Below are 18,112 nucleotides of genomic sequence, written 5' to 3' on the forward strand. Positions count from 1 at the left end.
TTTCGAGGGAAGCGATGCGAAGCCGGCTCCCCGGTGCCGGCTCCGCCCGCAGCGCGTCAGTCGATGATCGTGCCGAGCAGGCCGCCGCCCGCGCCGCCGATCAGGGCTCCGCGCTTGCCGTCCACGGCATAGCCGCCGGCGGCGCCGACTCCCGTGCCGACCATCTGTTCCGTCGAGCATGCTCCCAGCGCCAGCAGGGCGAATACAACACCGATAAGCTGCTTCTTGCTCATGATTTGATCTCCTTCTGAGCATTTAACAGACAAGCCGGTGATTCATTCCCTGGGGCGACGGGGTGCGGCGGCGGTACTGCTTCAGGCCTTGCCGGACTTCTTCGCGGCTACTTCTCGCGTCTCGGCCACCGGGGTCAGCGCGCCGCGGCCGTCGAACCAGGAGACGAGATTGTCCACCACGAGCTGGCCCATGGCGTTGCGGGTGTGGACCGTGCCGGAAGCCACGTGGGGCAGCAGCACCGTGTTCTCCATCGCGATCAGCTCGGCCGGGACGTTGGGCTCGTCGGCATAGACGTCCAGGCCGGCGGCCAGGATCGCCCGGGAGCGGAGCGCCTCGATCAGGGCGGCCTCGTCCACCACGGTGCCGCGGCCGACATTGACGAAGATGCCGTCTGGGCCGAGGGCTTCGAAGATCTCGCGGCCGACCATCCGCTCGGTCGAGGCGCCGCCGGGAATGACCGAGATCAGCACGTCCACCTGGCGGGCCAGATCGACCGCGTCGGCGACATAGGCGTAGTCGACGCCGTCCTGCCGGGTGCGGCCATGGTAGGAGATCGGCAGGCCGAAGGCTTCGAGTCGCTTGGCGATGGCCTTGCCGATCCGGCCCAGGCCGAGGATGCCGACCTTGCGCCCACGCAGCGACGCGGTAAGCGGGAAGGCTCCCGAGGGCCACTTTCCGTCGCGCAGGTGGCGTTCGGCCTCCGGGATGCGGCGGACCGTCGAGATCAGCAGGCCGATCGTGAGGTCCGCGACCTCGTCGGTCAGCACGTCGGGCGTGTTGGTCACGACGACGCCGTTGCCGCCGGCCCACTTGGCGTCGATCTGGTCGTAGCCGACGCCGAAGGCGGAGACGATCTCCAGCGCGGGGAGCCTGCCCATCAGCTGCTCGTTCAGCGGGGCGTGCCCGCCGGCGGCGATGCCGCGGATCCGGGGGCCGTGCTCGGCCAGGAAGGCGTCCCGGTCGGCGACCTCCCACAGACGGTGAACGGTGAACAGCCGGTCGATCTGGTCGGCGACCACGGGCATCATCGGGGCGATCTGAAGGATTTCCGGGCGGGCCATGGCTTGTATCAGCACCTTTGTTGTCTCTTCCCTCCGCCTTGTGTCCGGCGGCTACACACCATGGCGCGTCTGTCAACTCCAGGCAAGTTTCGTTCCAAAAGAAAACAAGCTTTGTCGTGGCATAAAGCCGCGTTACAGTTCTCGAAAGCCTCCGGACCAGAGAGGCGACATCAGGGGGGAGATGAGCCCGTGGCGACTGGCACGGACATTCTCGATACCATACGCACGCGGCTTTTCACGGCCGTGCTGGGCGACGTCATGGACACGCGCGGGCTGACCCGCCAGTTCCTGCCGCCGGCGATCCGCCCGATCGATCCCGACACCGCTCCCGCCAGGGTGATGGCCGGCCGCGCCATGCCCGTGCTGGAGGCCGACTGCTGCGGCGACGTGGAGTGGCGGGGGGCCGGGCAGGGGGGAGGCAATCCTTTTCCATTCGGGCTGATGCTCCGCGCGCTCGACGAGCTGCAGCGGGACGAGGTCTATGTCTGCACCGGCGGCTCGCCGCGCTACGCGCTGTGGGGCGAGCTGATGAGCACGCGCGCCCGTACGCTGGGAGCGGCGGGGGCGGTGGTGGACGGGTTCCACCGCGACACGCTGGGGATCAGGAAGCTCGGTTTCCCGGTGTATTCCCACGGCTCCTATGCCCAGGACCAGCGGATGCGCGGGCGGGTCATCGACTTCCGCTGCCCGATCGAGTTCGGCAACGGCGTCCGGATCGATCCCGGCGACGTGATCGTCGCCGACATCGACGGGGTGGTGGTCGTTCCGGCCGACCATGCCGCCGACATCGTGGCACTGGCGCTGGAGAAGGTCGAGGGCGAGGAGAGCGTCCGGCAGATGATCGAGCGGGGCGAGCGCACCGAGGACATCTTCGGGAGGACCGGCATCATGTAGCGGAGTCGGAGAACGCGCCGGGCCCGGTGTTGCCTGATGGAACAATCAAAAAAACGAGAACGGGGAGAAGAAGCGATGAAGTCACTGTTGGGTGCGGTTCTGGCCGTCTGCATGGCGGCGACGGCGGGCCAGGCGATGGCCCAGGAAAAGCTGAACGTCTATTGGGTCAAGGGCTTCTACAAGTCCGAGGACGACGCGCTGTTCGAGGCGATCCGGAAGTTCGAGCAGAAGACCGGGGTCAAGGTCGAGCTGTCCCAGTATCCCGTGCAGGACATGATCCCCAAGACGGTCGCGGCGCTGGATTCCGGCACGCCTCCGGATGTCGCCTATGCCGACGTCTATGATTTCCAGGTCACCGGCAAATGGGCCTTCGAGGGCCGGCTGGAGGATATCACCGACGTCCTGGAACCGATGAAGGACCGGTTCGCGCCGAACACCGTGGAGACGGCGTACCTGCTGAACGAGAGCACGGGCAAGCGCGCCTATTACGCCTTCCCGATCAAGCAGCAGACCATGCATATCCAGTACTGGATCGACATGCTGAACGAGGCGGGTTTCCAGGAATCCGACATTCCCAAGACCTGGAAGGAATACTGGGCCTTCTGGTGCAGCAAGGTGCAGCCGGCCTACCGCAAGGCGTCTGGCCAGCGGGCCTACGGCATCGGGCAGCCGCTGGGCGTGGACAGCAGCGACTCCTTCTATTCGTTCCTGACCTTCGCCGACGCCTACAACGTCAAGATGGTCGATGACGACGGCAAGCTGCTGGTCGACGATCCCAAGGTGAAGGAAGGGCTGGTCGGCGCGCTGACCGACTATACCGAGCCGTACGCCAAGGGTTGCGCGCCGCCGTCGGCCACGAGCTGGAAGGACCCGGACAACAATGTCGGCTTCCACAACAAGACCACGGCCCTGACCCACAACGCGACCATCTCGATCGCGGCCAAGTGGCTGGACGACATGAACAACGCGACCCTGACCCAGGAGCAGCGGGACCAGGCCAAGAAGAACTATGACCAGCTGATCCGCACGGCGGGTTTCCCGCAGAAGCCCGACGGCAGCAAGATGGTGTACCGCGCGGCGGTCAAGACCGGCGTGATCTTCTCCAACGCCCGCAACAAGGAGCGCGGCAAGGAATTCGTGAAGTTCCTGCTGGAGGAGGAGAACCTGACCCCCTATGTCGAGGGCTCGCTCGGCCGCTGGTTCCCGGTCACCAAGGAGGGGCAGGAGCGTCCGTTCTGGAAGGCCGATCCGCACCGGCTGTCGGTCTACAACCAGTTCAAGGACGGCACCGTGACCTTCGAGTTCACCAAGAACTACAAGTTCACGATCCTGAACAACGAGAATGTCTGGGCCAAGGCGGCCAACCGGGTCATCAACGAGAAGGTGCCGGTGGACAAGGCCGTGGACGAGATGATCGCCCGCATCAAGGCGGTCGCGGGCTGATCCCGGCACGATGAGGCGGAGGGGCGGCGGGACGCCGCCCCTCCGCGGTGCCCGCTTCCTATTCCACCACAATGGCGGACGCGATGAACACGGTAGCGGTTTCCGAAGCGGATGCCGAGGCCCCGCCGAAGCGGCGGGGCTGGTCGCCCACGCGGGTCTGGGGCACCATCCTGCTGGTGCCCTATATCCTGGTCTTCCTGTTCTTCGTGGTCTATCCCGTGTGCTACGGGTTCTGGCTGGCACGGGACCCGCAGAGCTATGTCCAGCTGTTCGAGGATCCGATCTTCGTCCGCTCGATCTTCAACACGCTGGTCTTTCTGCTGATCGGCGTGAACCTGAAGATGCTGGTGGCGCTGCTGCTGTCGGGCTTCTTCCTGCACGACCGGATCTGGATCCGCTGGCTGTCCCTGATCTTCATCCTGCCCTGGGCGGTGCCGTCGATCCCGACGATCCTGTCCGTGCGCTTCATGCTGAACCCGGAATGGGGCGTGATCAACCAGCTGATCTTCCGGTTCACGGCCGAGGACGGGCCGAACTGGCTGAACGACCCGACGCTGGGGCTGACCTTCTCCATCCTGGTCCATATCTGGAAGAGCCTGCCGTTCTGGACGCTGATCCTGCTGTCCGGCCGGCTCGCGATCTCCAAGGACCTGTACGAGGCGGCCTCGGTGGACGGGGCGAGCTCGGTCCAGCAGTTCCGGTTCGTCACATGGCCGTCGATGAAGACGCTGTACGTGACCTGCACGGTGCTGTCGATGATCTGGACGCTGGGCGACTTCAACAGCGTCTACCTGCTGACCGGCGGCGGGCCGGCCGACCTGACCCACGTGCTGGCGACGCTGGGCATCCGTTACCTGCGGCTGGACCAGGTGAACCTGTCCATGGCGGCGATCGTCACGGCGCTGCCGCTGGTGCTTCCGCTGGTCTATTTCATGATGAGGCGGCTGTCCAAATGAAGAGGCTGTCCAAATGAAGAGACTTTCCCTGGCGGGGGTCGCGGGCGAGGCGAAGCTTCTGCTCATCGGCATCCCGGTCCTGATCTGGACCATGCTGCCGATCTACCACCTGTTCCTGTTCGCGATCTCGCCCCGGGACGCCGCCTTCTCCGGCAATGTCTGGCCGGAGGAGCCGACGCTGCGGAACTTCCAGATCGTGCTGAACCAGGACCACTACTTCCTGATCCATTTCTGGGAACAGCTCGCCAACTCGCTGATCGTCGCGATCGCGACCGGGGCGCTGACCCTGCTGGTGGCGACCTTCGCGGCCTTCGCGATCAGCAGGCTGAAGGTGGAGGGCGGGCGCACGGTGATGAACCTGGCGCTGTTCACCTATTTCATCCCGGCGGCCTTCCTGGCGGTGCCGATGTATCGGACCATGGGGATCTACGGGCTGCTCAACAGCAAGTGGGCGCTGATCCTGGCGATGGTCACGGTGGCCTCGCCCTATGCGATCTGGGTGCTGAAGCAGGCCTCGGACAAGCTCCCCTACGAGCTGGACGAGGCGGCGGTGGTGGACGGCGCGTCGCCGCTGCAGCTGTTCTGGATGGTCTATCTGCCGCTGATGAAGCCCTCGCTGGTGGCGGTCGGGACTTATGCGCTGCTGCTGGCCTGGAACGAGTATCTCTACGCCTTCCTGCTGCTGTCCCGCGACACCGAGATCACCCTCCCGGTGGCGCTAGGCAACTTCCTGGCGGCGGACGATTCGCCGTGGGAGCTGCTGATGACCACCGGGCTGATCTACGCGCTGCCGCCGGCGGCGATCTACTACGCCTTCAAGCGCTACATGGTCTCCGGCCTGACCGCGGGTGCGGTGAAGAGCTGATCGGGACCGTCATCGTCATTTGGGGAAGCAATCATGGCCTCGGTTGAGATCAGGGACGTCCGCAAGTCCTATGGCACGGCGCAGGTGCTCCACGGCGTGTCGGTCGATATCCGGGACGGCGAGTTCGTCATCCTGGTCGGCCCCTCGGGCTGCGGGAAATCGACGCTGCTGCGCATGCTCGCCGGGCTGGAGAGCATCACCGGCGGCGAAATCCGAATCGGCCCGCGGGTGGTCAACGACGTGCCGCCCAAGGAACGGGACATCGCCATGGTGTTCCAGAACTACGCGCTCTATCCGCACATGACGGTCGCCGAGAACATGGCCTTTTCCATGCGGCTTCGGCGGGCGAAGAAGTCGGAGATCGAGGTGCGGGTCAACCGGGCCGCCGAGATCCTGGGCCTGACCAAGCTGCTGGCCCGCTATCCCAAAGAGCTGTCCGGCGGGCAGCGCCAGCGGGTCGCCATGGGGCGGGCGATCGTGCGCGACCCCAAGGTGTTCCTGTTCGACGAGCCGCTGTCCAACCTGGACGCCAAGCTGCGGGTCGCCATGCGCGCCGAGATCAAGGAGCTGCACCAGCGGCTTCGGACCACGACGGTCTATGTCACCCACGACCAGATCGAGGCCATGACCATGGCCGACAAGATCGTCGTGATGCGCGACGGCATCGTCGAGCAGGTCGGGGCGCCGCTGGACCTGTACGACAGGCCGGACAACCTGTTCGTCGCCGGCTTCATCGGATCGCCGGCCATGAACCTGATCGAGGGGCGGATCGAGGGGGGGAGCTTCGTCAGCCAGGGCGGGCTGCGGCTGCCGCTGCCGGCGGGGTGGGAGGCGGCGGCCGGCCGGCCGGTCACCTATGGGCTGCGGCCCGAGCACATCACGCTGAGCGACACCGGCGTGCCGGTGGAGGTGGTGGTGGTCGAGCCGACCGGGTCGGAGACCCTGATCGTGGTAAAGGGCGGGAAGACGGAGCTGGACTGCCTGTTCCGCAGCCGCATCCTGCCGGCCCCCGGCGAGACGCTGCGCATCCGGCCCGATACCGCGCACGTGCATCTTTTCGATACCGAAACGGGCCGCCGGCTGGCGGCGCAGGGTTGAGGACCAATGGCGAAACTTAGCTCCATCGAACCAGGATTCTACCGCATCCCGCTGCCTGTGGTGCTGACCGACAGCACCCATGGCGAGATGAAGGCCTTCGAGCTGAACACCGTCCGGCTGCGCGATGCCGACGGGGCGGAGGGCGTCGGCTACACCTTCACCGTGGGGCGGAACGGCGGCGCCGTCGATTCCGTGCTGACCCGCGAGATCCCCGAGCTGATGCAGGGGGAGGAGGCCGACGCGATCGAGTGGCTGTGGCAGAAGGCCTGGTGGGCGCTCCACTATGGCGGGCGCGGCGGCCCGACGGTGCTGGCGCTGTCGGCCTTCGACATGGCCCTGTGGGACCTGAAGGCCCGGCGCGCCGGGTTGCCGCTGTGGCGGCTGCTGGGCGGCTACGATCCCCGGGTGCCGTGCTATGCCGGGGGCATCGACCTGGAGCTTCCGCTGGACGCGCTGCTCCGCCAGACCGACGACAACCTCGCCAAGGGGTTCCGGGCGATCAAGATGAAGGTCGGGCGGCGGAACCTGTTCGAGGACGTCGAGCGGGTCGCGGCGATGCGGCAGCACCTGGGGCAGGGCTTCCCGCTGATGGTGGACGCCAACATGAAGTGGGGGGTGGACGAGGCGATCCGCGCCGCCCGGGCGCTCCAGCCGTTCGACCTGACCTGGCTGGAAGAGCCGACCATCCCGGACGACCCGGCGGGCCACGCCCGCATCGTCCGCGAGGGCGGGCTGCCGATCGCAGCCGGCGAGAACCTGCGGACCCTGTGGGAGTTCAAGCTCTATATCGCGGGGGGCGGCGTGACCTATCCGGAGCCGGACGTCACCAACTGCGGCGGCATCACGCCCTTCATGAAGATCGCGCATCTGGCGGAAGCCTTCAACCTGCCGGTGACCAGCCACGGCGCCCATGACGTGACGGTGCATCTGCTGGCCGCCTGCCCAAACCGGTCGTTCCTGGAGGCCCACGGTTTCGGGTTGGACCGCTACATCGCGGAGCCGCTGCGGATCGAGGAGGGAGTCGCGGTAGCACCTGAGCGGCCGGGGCATGGGATGGAGTTCGACTGGAAGGGGCTGGAGAAGATCCGGGGCTGACCGCTTCCCCTTGACCGGAGACCCGCTCGCACTAGAACATTATGTGAACGAGTGCGGGCGGGAAAATGGAACTGCGAGAGAAGCTGGAGATCCTGGCGGATGCGGCCAAGTACGACGCGTCCTGCGCGTCGAGCGGGTCGGATCGCAAGAGTTCCGCCGGGACGAAGGACGGGATCGGCTCGACCGAGGGCATGGGCATCTGCCATGCCTATGCGCCGGACGGGCGCTGCATCTCGCTGCTGAAGATCCTGCTGACCAATTTCTGCGTCTATGACTGCCTGTACTGCGTCAACCGGCGGTCCAGCAATGTCCGCCGCGCCCGCTTCACGCCGGAGGAGGTGGTCAGGCTGACCCTGGGCTTCTACCGGCGCAACTATATCGAGGGGCTCTTCCTCAGCTCCGGCATCATCCAGAGCCCGGATTATACGATGGAGCAGCTGGTCCGGGTGGCGAAGATGCTGCGGGAGGACCATGGCTTCCGCGGCTACATCCACCTGAAGACGATTCCCGACGCCTCGCCCGAGCTGCTGGCCGAGGCGGGGCTGTATGCCGACCGGCTCAGCATCAACATCGAGCTGCCGTCGGAGCCATCGCTGGACCGGCTGGCGCCGGAGAAGGACGCGGGCGCGATCCGGCGTTCCATGGGGCGGCTGCGGCTTCGGATCGAGGAGGCGAAGTCCAGCCCGCGCGAGCCGCGCTTCGCGCCGGGCGGCCAGAGCACCCAGATGATCGTCGGGGCCGACGGGACCGACGACCGGGGCATCCTGGCGACCAGCGACCGGCTCTATACCGGGTACCGGCTGCGCCGAGTCTATTATTCCGCCTTCAGCCCGATCCCGGACGGCAGCTCCAGCCTGCCGCCGGGAGCGCCGCCCTTGGTCAGGGAGCACCGGCTGTACCAGGCCGACTGGCTGATGCGCTTCTACGGCTTCGACGCGGGGGAGATCGTGCCGGACGGCGGGCTGCTCGACCTGGAGATCGACCCTAAGCTGGCCTGGGCGCTGGTCAACCGCCACCGTTTCCCGGTGGATGTCAACAAGGCGGACCGGGAAAGCCTGCTGCGGGTGCCCGGCATGGGCGTACGTACGGTGGACCGCCTGCTGTCGATCCGACGCCACAAGGCCGTACGCCTGGAGGACCTGGGACGGCTGCGGGTACAGATCGCCAAGGTGGCGCCCTTCGTCACCACGGCGGACCCGCAGGTGGGCCGCTCGCTGCTGGACCGGATCGACCTGCGGCAGAGGCTGGCGCCCCGGCCGGCGCAGCTGGCGCTGCCGCTGTTCGCGTGAGCTTCCGATGCACGCGGTTGAGCTGGCCCATCCCGTCGATTTCGAAGGCTGGCGCGCGGCGGCCCGGCGGATGGTGCTGGCCGACGCCCGGCCGGAGGCGGTGGACTGGCGGGTGGGCGCGCAGGCGGGACTGTTCGGCGATGCGGCGGCGCCGGTCGTTCCGGAAGCGGTACGGAACCGCGCGTTCACCGTGCCGAAGGACTTCCTGGAGCTGGCGGAGACCGTCGTCTGCCACCGCGATCCGGCGCGCTTCGCGCTGCTCTACGGATTGCTGTGGCGGCTGACCCATGGCGATCCGAAGCTGCTGGAGGTCGTGTCGGACCGGGACGTCCACCGGGCCGAGGCCATGGCGCGGGCGATCCGGCGCGACATCCACAAGATGCACGCCTTCGTCCGGTTCCGCGAGCGGGAGGGGCATTATCTCGCCTGGTTCGAGCCGGACCACTTCATCGTGGAGCGCGCGGCGCCGTTCTTCGCCCGCCGGTTCGCCAACATGGATTGGTCGATCCTGACGCCGGACCGAAGCGTCCATTGGGACGGGGAGACGCTGCATTTCACCCCCGGGGCCAGCCGGGCGGAGGTGCCCGACGAGGACGCGCTGGAGGATTACTGGCGCAGCTATTATGCCAGCATCTTCAACCCGGCCCGGTTGAAGATCGCGGCCATGCAGTCGGAGATGCCGCGGAAATACTGGCACAACCTGCCCGAGGCGCGGCTGATCGCCCCGCTGATCCGCGACGCCGGCCGCAGGGCCGCCGCCATGGTCGAGAGCGGCGTGACGCTTCCCGCGCCGAAATCCGGGCGCTGGGCCGAGGCCGTGCCGGATGTCCGGGCGCCGGAGCCCGAGGGCGGCCTCCAGGCCTGTCGGCGCTGTACTCTGTGGCGGAACGCGACCCAGGCGGTCCCGGGCGAGGGGCCGATGGGAGCGCGGCTGATGCTGGTGGGCGAGCAGCCGGGCGACCAGGAGGACTTGGCCGGGCGGGCGTTCGTCGGGCCGGCGGGGCAGCTGCTGGACCGCGCGCTGGCCGAGGCCGGCATCGTGCGGTCGGACTGCTACGTCACCAACGCGGTCAAGCATTTCAAGTTCACGCCCCGCGGCAAGCGCCGCATCCACCAGAAGCCCGACGCCGGCGAGGTCGAGCATTGCCGCTGGTGGCTGGCGGAGGAGGTCGCGGCGGTCCGCCCGCGCCTGATCGTGGCCCTGGGCGCCACGGCCGGCCGCGCGCTGCTGCGCCGCGAGGTCGCGGTCCAGCGCGAGCGCGGCGCGGTCCTGCGGCTGGAGGAGGGCCGGTCGATGCTGCTGACCGTCCACCCGTCGTACCTGCTCCGGCTGCCCGACCCGGCCGCGAAGAGGGCGGAGTACGATCGTTTCGTCACCGATCTGAGGCTTGCTACCTCTTTTGCGATGACGCCGTGAACCCCGGCCGGTGGCATTCTCCGGTTATCGATGGGGAGTGACGATGCAACCACGATTTGGCCATGCCGTACTGACCGAGGACGACCGGCGGCGCCTGCGCGACCGCCTGGAACGGTTGGGCGAGCAGAAGGTCCGGCTGATGTCGGGGGTCGACTGCGTACGCTATTTCGGCAACTGGCAAGCGGCCGAGCTGGTCGACGAGTGGCTCGAGATCAAGGATGCCGAACGCCAGGAGCAGTCCGGACTGCTGAGGCGCCTGTTCGGAAAGAAGTGACCTCTTCCCCTTTCCGGCAATTGAGTTTCGCCGCCCGGGCGGCTAGGCGTACGCTTTCGGCCGTGCCGCCGGAGCAATTCGTCCGGGCAGAAGGGCAGGGACCGGATCATCCCTTCACTCGGCCGCCGCGTGACGTTACTATGGCGAATCCGGTTTACGGCACGGCGATTGAACATTCAGCCGCCGCCGTATGTTCCAGAAGGATCTTGTCGCTGTCCCTGAAAGGCCATGAGCCCACGAACCTGGCCCATGAAACCGATCATGAAACCGATGCGGCCCCGAAGAGACCAGGCTGAAGAAGTAGCAAGCGCTTGGCGTGAGGCCGGTGCGGAGATTTGCAGGTGGAAATGACTTCCAGGATGACCGAAGTGACCGAGCCTTATTCCCACGTCCAGAAGGCCGCCGCCTGGGTGGTCCACGCCGTCACGGCGAGCGGGGTGGTGCTCGGGCTGATGGCCCTGCTGGCGCTGGTGGACAACAACGCCAAGGGCTGCCTGCTCTGGCTCGGCGCGGCCCTCCTGGTCGACGGGGTGGACGGGACGCTGGCCCGGAAATTCTCGGTCAAGCGGGTCCTGCCCAATTTCGACGGGGCGATCCTGGACCTGGTGATCGACTATCTGACATACGTGTTCATCCCGGCGATCTTCATCTACAAGTTCATCCCGCTTCCGGGGCCGCTCGAACTGGTGGCGGTCGCCTTCATCCTGCTGTCGGCGCTCTACTGTTTCTGCAACGTCAACATGAAGAGCAACGACAACTATTTCGTGGGATTCCCGGCGGTCTGGAACGTCGTGGCGCTGTACCTCTTCATCCTGGACCTGGATCCGGCGGTCACCTTCGCCCTGATCACCTTCTTCGCCCTGATGACCTTCACCACGGCCAAGTTCGTGCATCCCTTCCGGGTGCCGCACCTGATGCCGGTCAACCTCGCGATGACCGCGGTCTGGATGATCAGCAGCCTGCTGCTCGTGCTGGGCCAGCCGGACGACCCGCTGGTGCTGATGGTGCCGTGGATCGTCGCCTCCGCCTGGTTCACCGGCATCTGCGCCTGGCGGACCGTGCTGGGATACGCGCGCGGCGGCTGACCGGCCGGCGCCAAGCCCGAGATCACCGGGGCCCGCGGCTTGCCGCGGGCCTCTCTTTTTGCCCACTCCGTTTGTCCGGTGGACAACCCGGCACGGGTTCGTGGGAAACTCGACGCCGGTCGGTAGAGTCCTGGTAGGAGGAAGCATACCCATGCGAAATTATGCGATCCTGCGAAATCTATCTCCCCTGGCAACCGCGGAGCCGTTCGAGCGCCGCGCCCGGAGCCTCGGCCGCGGAGCCGCGGTGATCCCGCCCGAGCCGATGATCGACGTGGCCCGGCTGACCTCGCGCCAGGTGCGGGAGGTCGCCCGCGATCCGGAAGTCCGCGGCATCGCCCCGATCATGCCGATCGCGCTGGTCCGGCCGTTCGAGGTCCCCGAGGCCGAGGCCGCGACCCAGGCCTGGGGCATCGGCGCGGTCCGGGCCGACGTCTCGGCCTTCAGCGGGGCCGGGGTCACCGTGGCGGTGCTGGATACCGGGATCGACGCCGCCCATCCCGCCTTCGCGGGCGTGGAAGTGGTCCAGGAGGATTTCTCCGGGTCGGGGAACGGCGACAGGCAGGGGCACGGCACCCACTGCGCCGGCACGATCTTCGGGCGAGACGTGGACGGTACGCGGATCGGGGTCGCCCGCGGCGTCAATCGGGCCCTGATCGGCAAGGTGCTGGGCGACGACGGCAGCGGCAACAGCGACATGATCTTCCGCGGCATCCAGTGGGCGGTCCAGGAGGGCGCGCAGGTGATCTCCATGTCCCTGGGCTTCGACTTCCCCGGGCTGGTCGCCCGGCTGGTGGCGGACGGCTGGCCGCCGGAACTGGCGACCTCCGTGGCACTGGAGGGCTATCGCGGCAATCTCCGCATGTTCGACGCGCTGATGGAGATGGTCGAGGCGCGGGCCGCCTTCTCGACCGGGACCGTGCTGGTGGCCGCCGCGGGCAACGAGAGCCGGCGCGACCAGAACAGGGACTTCGAAGTCGCCGTGTCGATCCCGGCGGCGGCCCAGGGCATCATCTCGGTCGGCGCGCTGGGCCAGACCGGGGCCTCCCTGGGCGTGGCGCCCTTCTCCAACACCTTCCCGCAGGTCAGCGCCCCCGGCGTCAACGTGCTGTCGGCCCGGGCCGGCGGCGGGCTGGTCGCCCTGAACGGCACCAGCATGGCGACACCCCATGTCGCGGGCGTCGCGGCCCTGTGGTGGGAGGCCATGGGCGGCGCGCCGGCCCGGATCGCCGCGACGGCGGTCTCGGCGAAGATCCTGGCGTCGGCTCGCACCGAGGTCTTCCTGTCGGACGCGGACCCGGCGGACCGCGGGCTGGGGCTCGTCACGGCGCCGTGAGCCGGCGGCCGGGGTGAACCACCGGGCCGGGCGGCGTGTTGTCGAGGAGGTTTCCGTCCCGTGAGGTCTCCTTGAAACGCGTCGTCCCCGGCCTGCTGCTGGCCGCCCTGCTGGCGGGCTGCCAAGCGCCCGTCCGCATGTCCAACATGATCGTCCCCGGCACCGAGCGGATCGCCGGGCAGACCGACCGCGCGCTCGCGGTCCAGGTCGGCAGCGTGGGCGGAGGAAGCTCCCTGAATGTCCTGAACCAGATCCAGGTCTCCGACCTGGACCTGCGGGAGGCCCTGATCAATTCGCTCGCGGTGCGCGGCGCCCTGGCGGCGAGCCAGCCGCGCTACCGGGTCGATGCCGAACTGGTCCGCACGACCCGGGGCCTGCAGGAGATCCTGCTGGGGCTCAACGTGACGGCGGAGGTGGAGATCCGGTACCTGGTCACCGACGTGGCGACCGGAGCGGTCGTCTTCTCCCGGCCGATCGCCTCGACCGGGACCGCGTCCTCGTCGGACTATTTCAGCCCGACCGAGCGGACGCGCGTCGCGACCGAGCGGGCCATCCAGGACAACATGCGGAAGCTGCTGGCGGAGCTTTACGGTTTGTGACCCGCCCCGGTCGCCCCCATTGCCCTTGAATCATCTGTATCATCACTCCGCCGGCTGGCGGTTTCGCAGGCCCTGGAGTTGGCGGTTCAGGTCCTCCGCGACGGAATTGGCGGGGCGGGTGAAGCGGGCCAAGAGGTCGTAGAGCACCGGCGTGACGAACAGGGTCAGCAGGGACGCGACCGTCAGCCCGCCGATGATCACGGCGCCGATGGCGACCCGGCTCTCGGCGCCGGCCCCGCTGGCCAGCAGCAGGGGCACCGCGCCCAGCACGGTGGACAGCACCGTCATCAGGATCGGGCGGAACCGGAGCGCCGATCCTTCCGTGATCGCCTGCCGGACGTCCATCCCCTCGGCGCGGAGCTGGTTGGCGAACTCGACGATCAGGATGCCGTTCTTCGCCATCAGGCCGATCAGCAGCACCATCCCGACCTGGCTGTAGATGTTCAGGGACAACCCGCCCAACGCCAGCGCGGCGAGAGCGCCGGCGAGGCCGAGCGGCACCGTCAGCATGATGATCAGCGGATGGATGAAGCTTTCGAACTGGGCGGCCAGCACCAGGAAGACGATCAGCAGCGCGATCCCGAAGGTGACGGCGATGCCGCCCGAGGTCTCGAGGAACTGCTGGCTCTGCCCGGTATAGCTCAGCCGGCCCTCGGGCGGCAGTTCCTCCGCGGCGATCTCGTTGATGTAGTCGATGGCGGACCCCAGGTCGTACCCGTCGGCGAGCGACGCCGAGATGGTGATCGAGGGCAACCGGTCGAATCGCTTCAGCTCGGGAGCCGCCGCCAGTTCCTCCAGCGTGACCAGGGCGTTGAGCGGGACCAGCGAGCCGTCGTCGCCGGACCGGACGAAGATGTTCTTCAGGTCGGCGGGCGTCTGGCGGTCGCTGTCGCGCGCCTGGATGATCACGGGATAGACCCGGCCGCGGTTGATGTAGTCCGTGACCTCGCGGGAGGCCAGCATGGTCTGGAGCGTGCTGCCGATCCGCTCGATCCCGATCTCCAGGTCGTCCGCCTTGCGGCGGTCGATCAGCACGTTGAACTGGGGCCGGGTCGCCTCGAAGTCGGTCTCCACGTTCTGGAGGCCGGGGTTCTCCAGGGCGCGGGCGACGATGCGGTCAGACCATTCCTGGATCGTGTCGTAGTCCTGGCCGCCGATCACCACTTGGAGCGGCGCGCTGCTGCCGCGCTGGCCCAGGCCGGCGGGATTGACCGGGAAGGCGCGGACGCCGGGAATGCCGCTGATGCCGGGGATGATCGAGTTCACGATCTCGCGCTGGCTCCGCTCGCGCTCGGCCCAGTCGGCCAGGCCGACCACCACGAAGCCGCGGCCCGGCTGGTTGCGGAACCCCACGATGGCGAAGATGCGCTCGGCCTCCCCGGACTCCCGCAGGGGAGCGAGGACTTCCTCGATGCGCCGCGCGTTGGCGTCGGTGTAGCCGGCCGTGGCCCCCTCGGGCGCGGTCACCGGGATGAAGAAGACGCCGCGGTCCTCCGTCGGGGTCAGCTCGCGCGGGAGGATGTCGTAAAGCAGGACGGTCCCGGCGGAGATGGCACCGGCCACCGCGAGCACCAGGACAGGCATGCCGAGCGCGCGCCTGAGGAGACGCCGGTAGCCATCCGCCATGGCGTTGAAAGCGCGCTCCAGCCCCCGGCCGATCCGTCCGGGCTTCTCGCCGCCGCGCAGCAGCTTGGAACACAGCATGGCGCACAGGGACAGCGCCACGAAGGTGGATATCGCGACCGCCGCGGCCATGACGACGCCGAACTCCGCGAACAGGCGGCCGACCTGCCCCTCCAGCGTCGAGATCGGCAGGAAGACCGCGACCAGCGTCAGCGAGGTCGCGATCACGGCGAAGGTGACCTGCCTGGTGCCGAGGAAGGCGGCGGCCAGCGGATGCTCGCCTTCCTCCACCCGCCGCTGGATGTTCTCCAGCACGACGATCGCGTCGTCCACCACCAGGCCGATGGCGAGCAGGAGCGCCAGCAGGGTCAGGACGTTGATCGAGAAGCCGAAGGCATAGATGAAGGCCAGCGTGCCGATCACGGCGACCGGGATCGTGACGGCCGGGACGATCGTTGCGCGAACGGAATGAAGAAACAGGAAGATCACCGCGATCACCAGCAGCACCGACATGCCGAGCGCGATCACCACCTCCTCGATCGACTGGGAGATGAAGGTGGCGTCGTCGGAGCTGACCATCACCGACATGCCCTCGGGCAGGGTGGGGCGCAGCGCTTCCAGCTCGGCGCGGACCTGGTTGCTGACCTCGATCGTGTTGGCCTGGGACTGGCGCAGCACGCCCAAGCCGACCGCGGCCTGGCCGTTGGACCGGACGACGGAGTCGTCATCCTCGACCCCCAGCTCGACCTGGGCCAGGTCGCCGAGGCGGACCGGGAAACTGCCGACCTGCGCCACGACGATGTCGCGGAACTCCTCCACCGTGCGCAGCCTTGTGTCGGTCCGGATGGTGAACTGGCGGGACACCGATTCGAGCTCGCCCGCCGGCAATTCCACATTGTTCCGCCGCAGGGCCGATTCCACGTCGGCGACGGTCAGGTTGCGGGCGGCCAGCGCCTCGCGGTCCAGCCAGATGCGGATGGCGTAGCGCCGCTCGCCGAAGATCTCGACCTGCGCCACCCCGTTCAGCACCGACAGCCGGTCCACGATGAAGCGGCTGGCATAGTCGTTGATGTCGGCCGGCGTCATGCGGTCGCTGGTGATGGCGATGCGCATGATCGGCTGGGCGTCGCTGTCGGTCTTGACGATCTCCGGCGGGTCCGCCTCCTCCGGCAGGTCCACGGACACGCGGCCGACCGCGTCGCGCACGTCGTTGGCGGCCTGGTCGATATCGCGGGAGGTGACGAATTCGACCACGATGCGGCCGCGGCCGAGACGGCTGGACGAGCGGATGCTGCGGATGCCGTCCACGCTGCTGATGCCGCCCTCGATCACCTCGATGATCTCGGTGTCGATGATCTCCGGTGCTGCGCCGGGATAGGTCATGGTGATCGTGACGACCGCGGTATCGACGTCCGGCAGTTCGCGCACCGGCAGCCGCATCAGGGCGGCGATGCCGATGACGACGATGAGCGCGCTGAGGACGATCGCGAGGACCGGGCGCTTGATGCTGAGGTCGGAGATCATCCCGCCCGCTCCGCCACCTTGTCGGCGCTGTCCTCGGACGAGGGCGCCGGCTCCGACGGCAGTCGGACGGCCGCGCCGGGGCGCAGCCGCTGGAGACCCGCGGTGACGACGCGGTCGCCGATCCCGATCCCCTCGACCACCTCGACCTCGCCGACGCGGCGCTGGCCGAGCCGGACTTCGACCCGTTCCGCCCGGGGCTCGGCCGGCGTCCCGACGATGCGGTAGACGAAGTTGGAACGCCCTTCGGCCAGCACGGCCTCCTCCGGGACCAGGATGGCGTCGGGGCGGGTGGACAGGGTGACCCGGGCCAGCATGAACAAGCCACCGGGCAGGCGGGCATCGGGGTTGGGAAACTCGGCACGGACCCGGAACGACCGCGACACCGCGTCGATCCGGGTGTCTATGGCGGCGACGGCGCCGGTGAAGTCCGTGTCCGGGAACGCGGTGCTGGTGGCGCTCACGGGCTGCCCCTGGCGGATCGCGCCGAAGAAGCGCTCCGGCACCGCGAATTCGAGCTCGATGACGGACAGGTCGTCCAGCCGGGTCAGCACCGTGCTGTCGGTGACGCGGGCGCCCACATCGACCTCCCGCAATCCGACGATGCCGGCGAAAGGCGCGTTGACCGTGCGGTCGCGCAGCCGCTGCCGTTCCGCCGCGACCCGGGCCTCGGCCGTCAGGAAGGCCGCCCGCAACTCGTCCACCCGCGCTTCCGAGACGGCGCTGTTGGAGACGAGCTGCCGGGCGCGCTCAAGCTGCGCCCTGGCATCGACCAGGACGGCCTCGGCCTCGGCGAGGTTCGCTTCCTGGATGCCGCGGTCGAGGCGGACCAGGGGCTGGCCCTGTTCGACGCGCTGGCCGGTCTCGAACAGGATCTCGTCCACCCGGCCGCTGTCGTCGGCGATCACCTCGATCGACTGGCGCGGCCGGGTCGTGCCGACCGCCTCGATCACCTCGGAAACCTCGCCCCGGCGGGCTTCGGCGACTTCGACGGGAACGGCGCGGGGACCCTCCTGGGCCTGCTGGGCGGCGTCGCCTCCCGACGGGTCCAGGTACCACCAGGCACCGGCGGCAAGGGCGATCAGGACCAGGACGATGACGATCTGGCGGACCATGGTCATCGAGCGGCTCGTAGCATGGAGAGTTCCCCGGCGGTGATTGGACCCCCTATAAGCTTGCCGCAAAGCGGCTCATGACAAGGGCAAAACGAACCGGGCACTTTTCGGCGCGGGCGCGCGAACCCCAAGCGGTTGCATCTTTCCCGGGAGGTTCGCGCAAGTGCCTGTCTGCGCCGTTATCCCAAAAGTAGATAACAGGACCAGGTC

The 18,112-nt window shown here is 68.1% G+C and carries 16 protein-coding genes; 12 read left to right on the plus strand and 4 right to left on the minus strand.

Annotated elements, in window-relative coordinates; genetic code table 11:
• Positions 1–56: 56 nt before the first annotated feature.
• Entirely contained in the window at positions 57–233 is a 177-nt protein-coding gene (locus JL101_RS06325; protein ID WP_203098878.1) for a hypothetical protein, read from the minus strand.
• Between the two features lie 81 nt (positions 234–314).
• Positions 315–1,310 carry a 2-hydroxyacid dehydrogenase gene (locus tag JL101_RS06330; RefSeq protein ID WP_228435311.1) on the minus strand — a complete coding sequence of 332 codons (996 nt, stop codon included), beginning with the start codon at positions 1,308–1,310 and terminating at the stop codon, positions 315–317.
• A 174-nt stretch (positions 1,311–1,484) separates the two neighbouring features.
• Here JL101_RS06330 and JL101_RS06335 point away from each other — a divergent pair, with 174 nt between their 5' ends.
• From JL101_RS06335 to JL101_RS06390, 12 genes are all read left to right on the plus strand, one after another.
• Positions 1,485–2,189, plus strand: coding sequence for an RraA family protein (locus tag JL101_RS06335; protein ID WP_203098877.1), 705 nt, complete (start codon positions 1,485–1,487; stop codon positions 2,187–2,189).
• Between the two features lie 75 nt (positions 2,190–2,264).
• The gene (locus JL101_RS06340; RefSeq protein WP_203098876.1) at positions 2,265–3,632 is read left to right on the plus strand and encodes an ABC transporter substrate-binding protein; all 1,368 of its coding nucleotides are present in this window, start codon (positions 2,265–2,267) and stop codon (positions 3,630–3,632) included.
• Between the two features lie 83 nt (positions 3,633–3,715).
• Positions 3,716–4,588 carry a carbohydrate ABC transporter permease gene (locus JL101_RS06345; protein WP_203098875.1) on the plus strand — a complete coding sequence of 291 codons (873 nt, stop codon included), beginning with the start codon at positions 3,716–3,718 and terminating at the stop codon, positions 4,586–4,588.
• A gap of 13 nt (positions 4,589–4,601) precedes the next feature.
• The gene (locus JL101_RS06350; protein WP_203098874.1) at positions 4,602–5,453 is read left to right on the plus strand and encodes a carbohydrate ABC transporter permease; all 852 of its coding nucleotides are present in this window, start codon (positions 4,602–4,604) and stop codon (positions 5,451–5,453) included.
• A 33-nt stretch (positions 5,454–5,486) separates the two neighbouring features.
• Positions 5,487–6,551 (plus strand): ABC transporter ATP-binding protein, encoded by a 1,065-nt coding sequence (locus tag JL101_RS06355; RefSeq protein WP_203098873.1) that lies wholly within the window; start codon positions 5,487–5,489, stop codon positions 6,549–6,551.
• Between the two features lie 6 nt (positions 6,552–6,557).
• Positions 6,558–7,646 carry a mandelate racemase/muconate lactonizing enzyme family protein gene (locus JL101_RS06360; RefSeq protein WP_203098872.1) on the plus strand — a complete coding sequence of 363 codons (1,089 nt, stop codon included), beginning with the start codon at positions 6,558–6,560 and terminating at the stop codon, positions 7,644–7,646.
• Between the two features lie 65 nt (positions 7,647–7,711).
• A complete protein-coding gene (locus tag JL101_RS06365) occupies positions 7,712–8,935 on the plus strand; it encodes a putative DNA modification/repair radical SAM protein (protein ID WP_203098871.1) in 1,224 nt (407 codons plus the stop codon).
• Between the two features lie 7 nt (positions 8,936–8,942).
• Positions 8,943–10,352 carry a UdgX family uracil-DNA binding protein gene (locus JL101_RS06370; RefSeq protein ID WP_203098870.1) on the plus strand — a complete coding sequence of 470 codons (1,410 nt, stop codon included), beginning with the start codon at positions 8,943–8,945 and terminating at the stop codon, positions 10,350–10,352.
• A gap of 43 nt (positions 10,353–10,395) precedes the next feature.
• Positions 10,396–10,626: a hypothetical protein gene (locus JL101_RS06375; protein WP_201072861.1), complete on the plus strand. Its 231-nt coding sequence runs from the start codon at positions 10,396–10,398 to the stop codon at positions 10,624–10,626.
• A 359-nt stretch (positions 10,627–10,985) separates the two neighbouring features.
• Positions 10,986–11,711, plus strand: a complete 726-nt coding sequence (pcsA, locus tag JL101_RS06380; RefSeq protein WP_203098869.1) for a phosphatidylcholine synthase — start codon at positions 10,986–10,988, stop codon at positions 11,709–11,711.
• A 151-nt stretch (positions 11,712–11,862) separates the two neighbouring features.
• A complete protein-coding gene (locus JL101_RS06385; RefSeq protein WP_203098868.1) occupies positions 11,863–13,044 on the plus strand; it encodes a S8 family peptidase in 1,182 nt (393 codons plus the stop codon).
• A 71-nt stretch (positions 13,045–13,115) separates the two neighbouring features.
• The gene (locus JL101_RS06390) at positions 13,116–13,643 is read left to right on the plus strand and encodes a hypothetical protein (protein ID WP_203098867.1); all 528 of its coding nucleotides are present in this window, start codon (positions 13,116–13,118) and stop codon (positions 13,641–13,643) included.
• A gap of 42 nt (positions 13,644–13,685) precedes the next feature.
• On the opposite strand, the gene JL101_RS06395 is transcribed toward JL101_RS06390, so the two are convergent.
• On the minus strand, positions 13,686–16,790 hold the full coding sequence (locus JL101_RS06395; protein ID WP_203098866.1) for an efflux RND transporter permease subunit: 3,105 nt from the start codon (positions 16,788–16,790) through the stop codon (positions 13,686–13,688).
• Complete coding sequence (locus JL101_RS06400; protein WP_203098865.1) at positions 16,787–17,908, minus strand: efflux RND transporter periplasmic adaptor subunit; 1,122 nt, start codon at positions 17,906–17,908, stop codon at positions 16,787–16,789. Before JL101_RS06400 ends, JL101_RS06395 begins: the two co-directional genes overlap by 4 nt.
• Positions 17,909–18,112 lie beyond the last annotated feature (204 nt).

It is taken from the genome of Skermanella rosea (assembly GCF_016806835.2).
GTDB lineage: Bacteria > Pseudomonadota > Alphaproteobacteria > Azospirillales > Azospirillaceae > Skermanella > Skermanella rosea.

What these genes read in the sequence shown, in the direction of transcription:
- JL101_RS06325 (WP_203098878.1), bottom strand. Translation starts at nt 233, where the DNA reads ATGAGCAAGAAGCAGCTTATCGGTGTTGTATTCGCCCTGCTGGCGCTG.
- JL101_RS06340 (WP_203098876.1), top strand. Translation starts at nt 2,265, where the DNA reads ATGAAGTCACTGTTGGGTGCGGTTCTGGCCGTCTGCATGGCGGCGACG.
- JL101_RS06345 (WP_203098875.1), top strand. Translation starts at nt 3,716, where the DNA reads ATGAACACGGTAGCGGTTTCCGAAGCGGATGCCGAGGCCCCGCCGAAG.
- JL101_RS06350 (WP_203098874.1), top strand. Translation starts at nt 4,602, where the DNA reads ATGAAGAGACTTTCCCTGGCGGGGGTCGCGGGCGAGGCGAAGCTTCTG.
- JL101_RS06355 (WP_203098873.1), top strand. Translation starts at nt 5,487, where the DNA reads ATGGCCTCGGTTGAGATCAGGGACGTCCGCAAGTCCTATGGCACGGCG.
- JL101_RS06360 (WP_203098872.1), top strand. Translation starts at nt 6,558, where the DNA reads ATGGCGAAACTTAGCTCCATCGAACCAGGATTCTACCGCATCCCGCTG.
- JL101_RS06365 (WP_203098871.1), top strand. Translation starts at nt 7,712, where the DNA reads ATGGAACTGCGAGAGAAGCTGGAGATCCTGGCGGATGCGGCCAAGTAC.
- JL101_RS06370 (WP_203098870.1), top strand. Translation starts at nt 8,943, where the DNA reads ATGCACGCGGTTGAGCTGGCCCATCCCGTCGATTTCGAAGGCTGGCGC.
- JL101_RS06375 (WP_201072861.1), top strand. Translation starts at nt 10,396, where the DNA reads ATGCAACCACGATTTGGCCATGCCGTACTGACCGAGGACGACCGGCGG.
- pcsA (WP_203098869.1), top strand. Translation starts at nt 10,986, where the DNA reads ATGACCGAAGTGACCGAGCCTTATTCCCACGTCCAGAAGGCCGCCGCC.
- JL101_RS06385 (WP_203098868.1), top strand. Translation starts at nt 11,863, where the DNA reads ATGCGAAATTATGCGATCCTGCGAAATCTATCTCCCCTGGCAACCGCG.
- JL101_RS06395 (WP_203098866.1), bottom strand. Translation starts at nt 16,790, where the DNA reads ATGATCTCCGACCTCAGCATCAAGCGCCCGGTCCTCGCGATCGTCCTC.
- JL101_RS06400 (WP_203098865.1), bottom strand. Translation starts at nt 17,908, where the DNA reads ATGACCATGGTCCGCCAGATCGTCATCGTCCTGGTCCTGATCGCCCTT.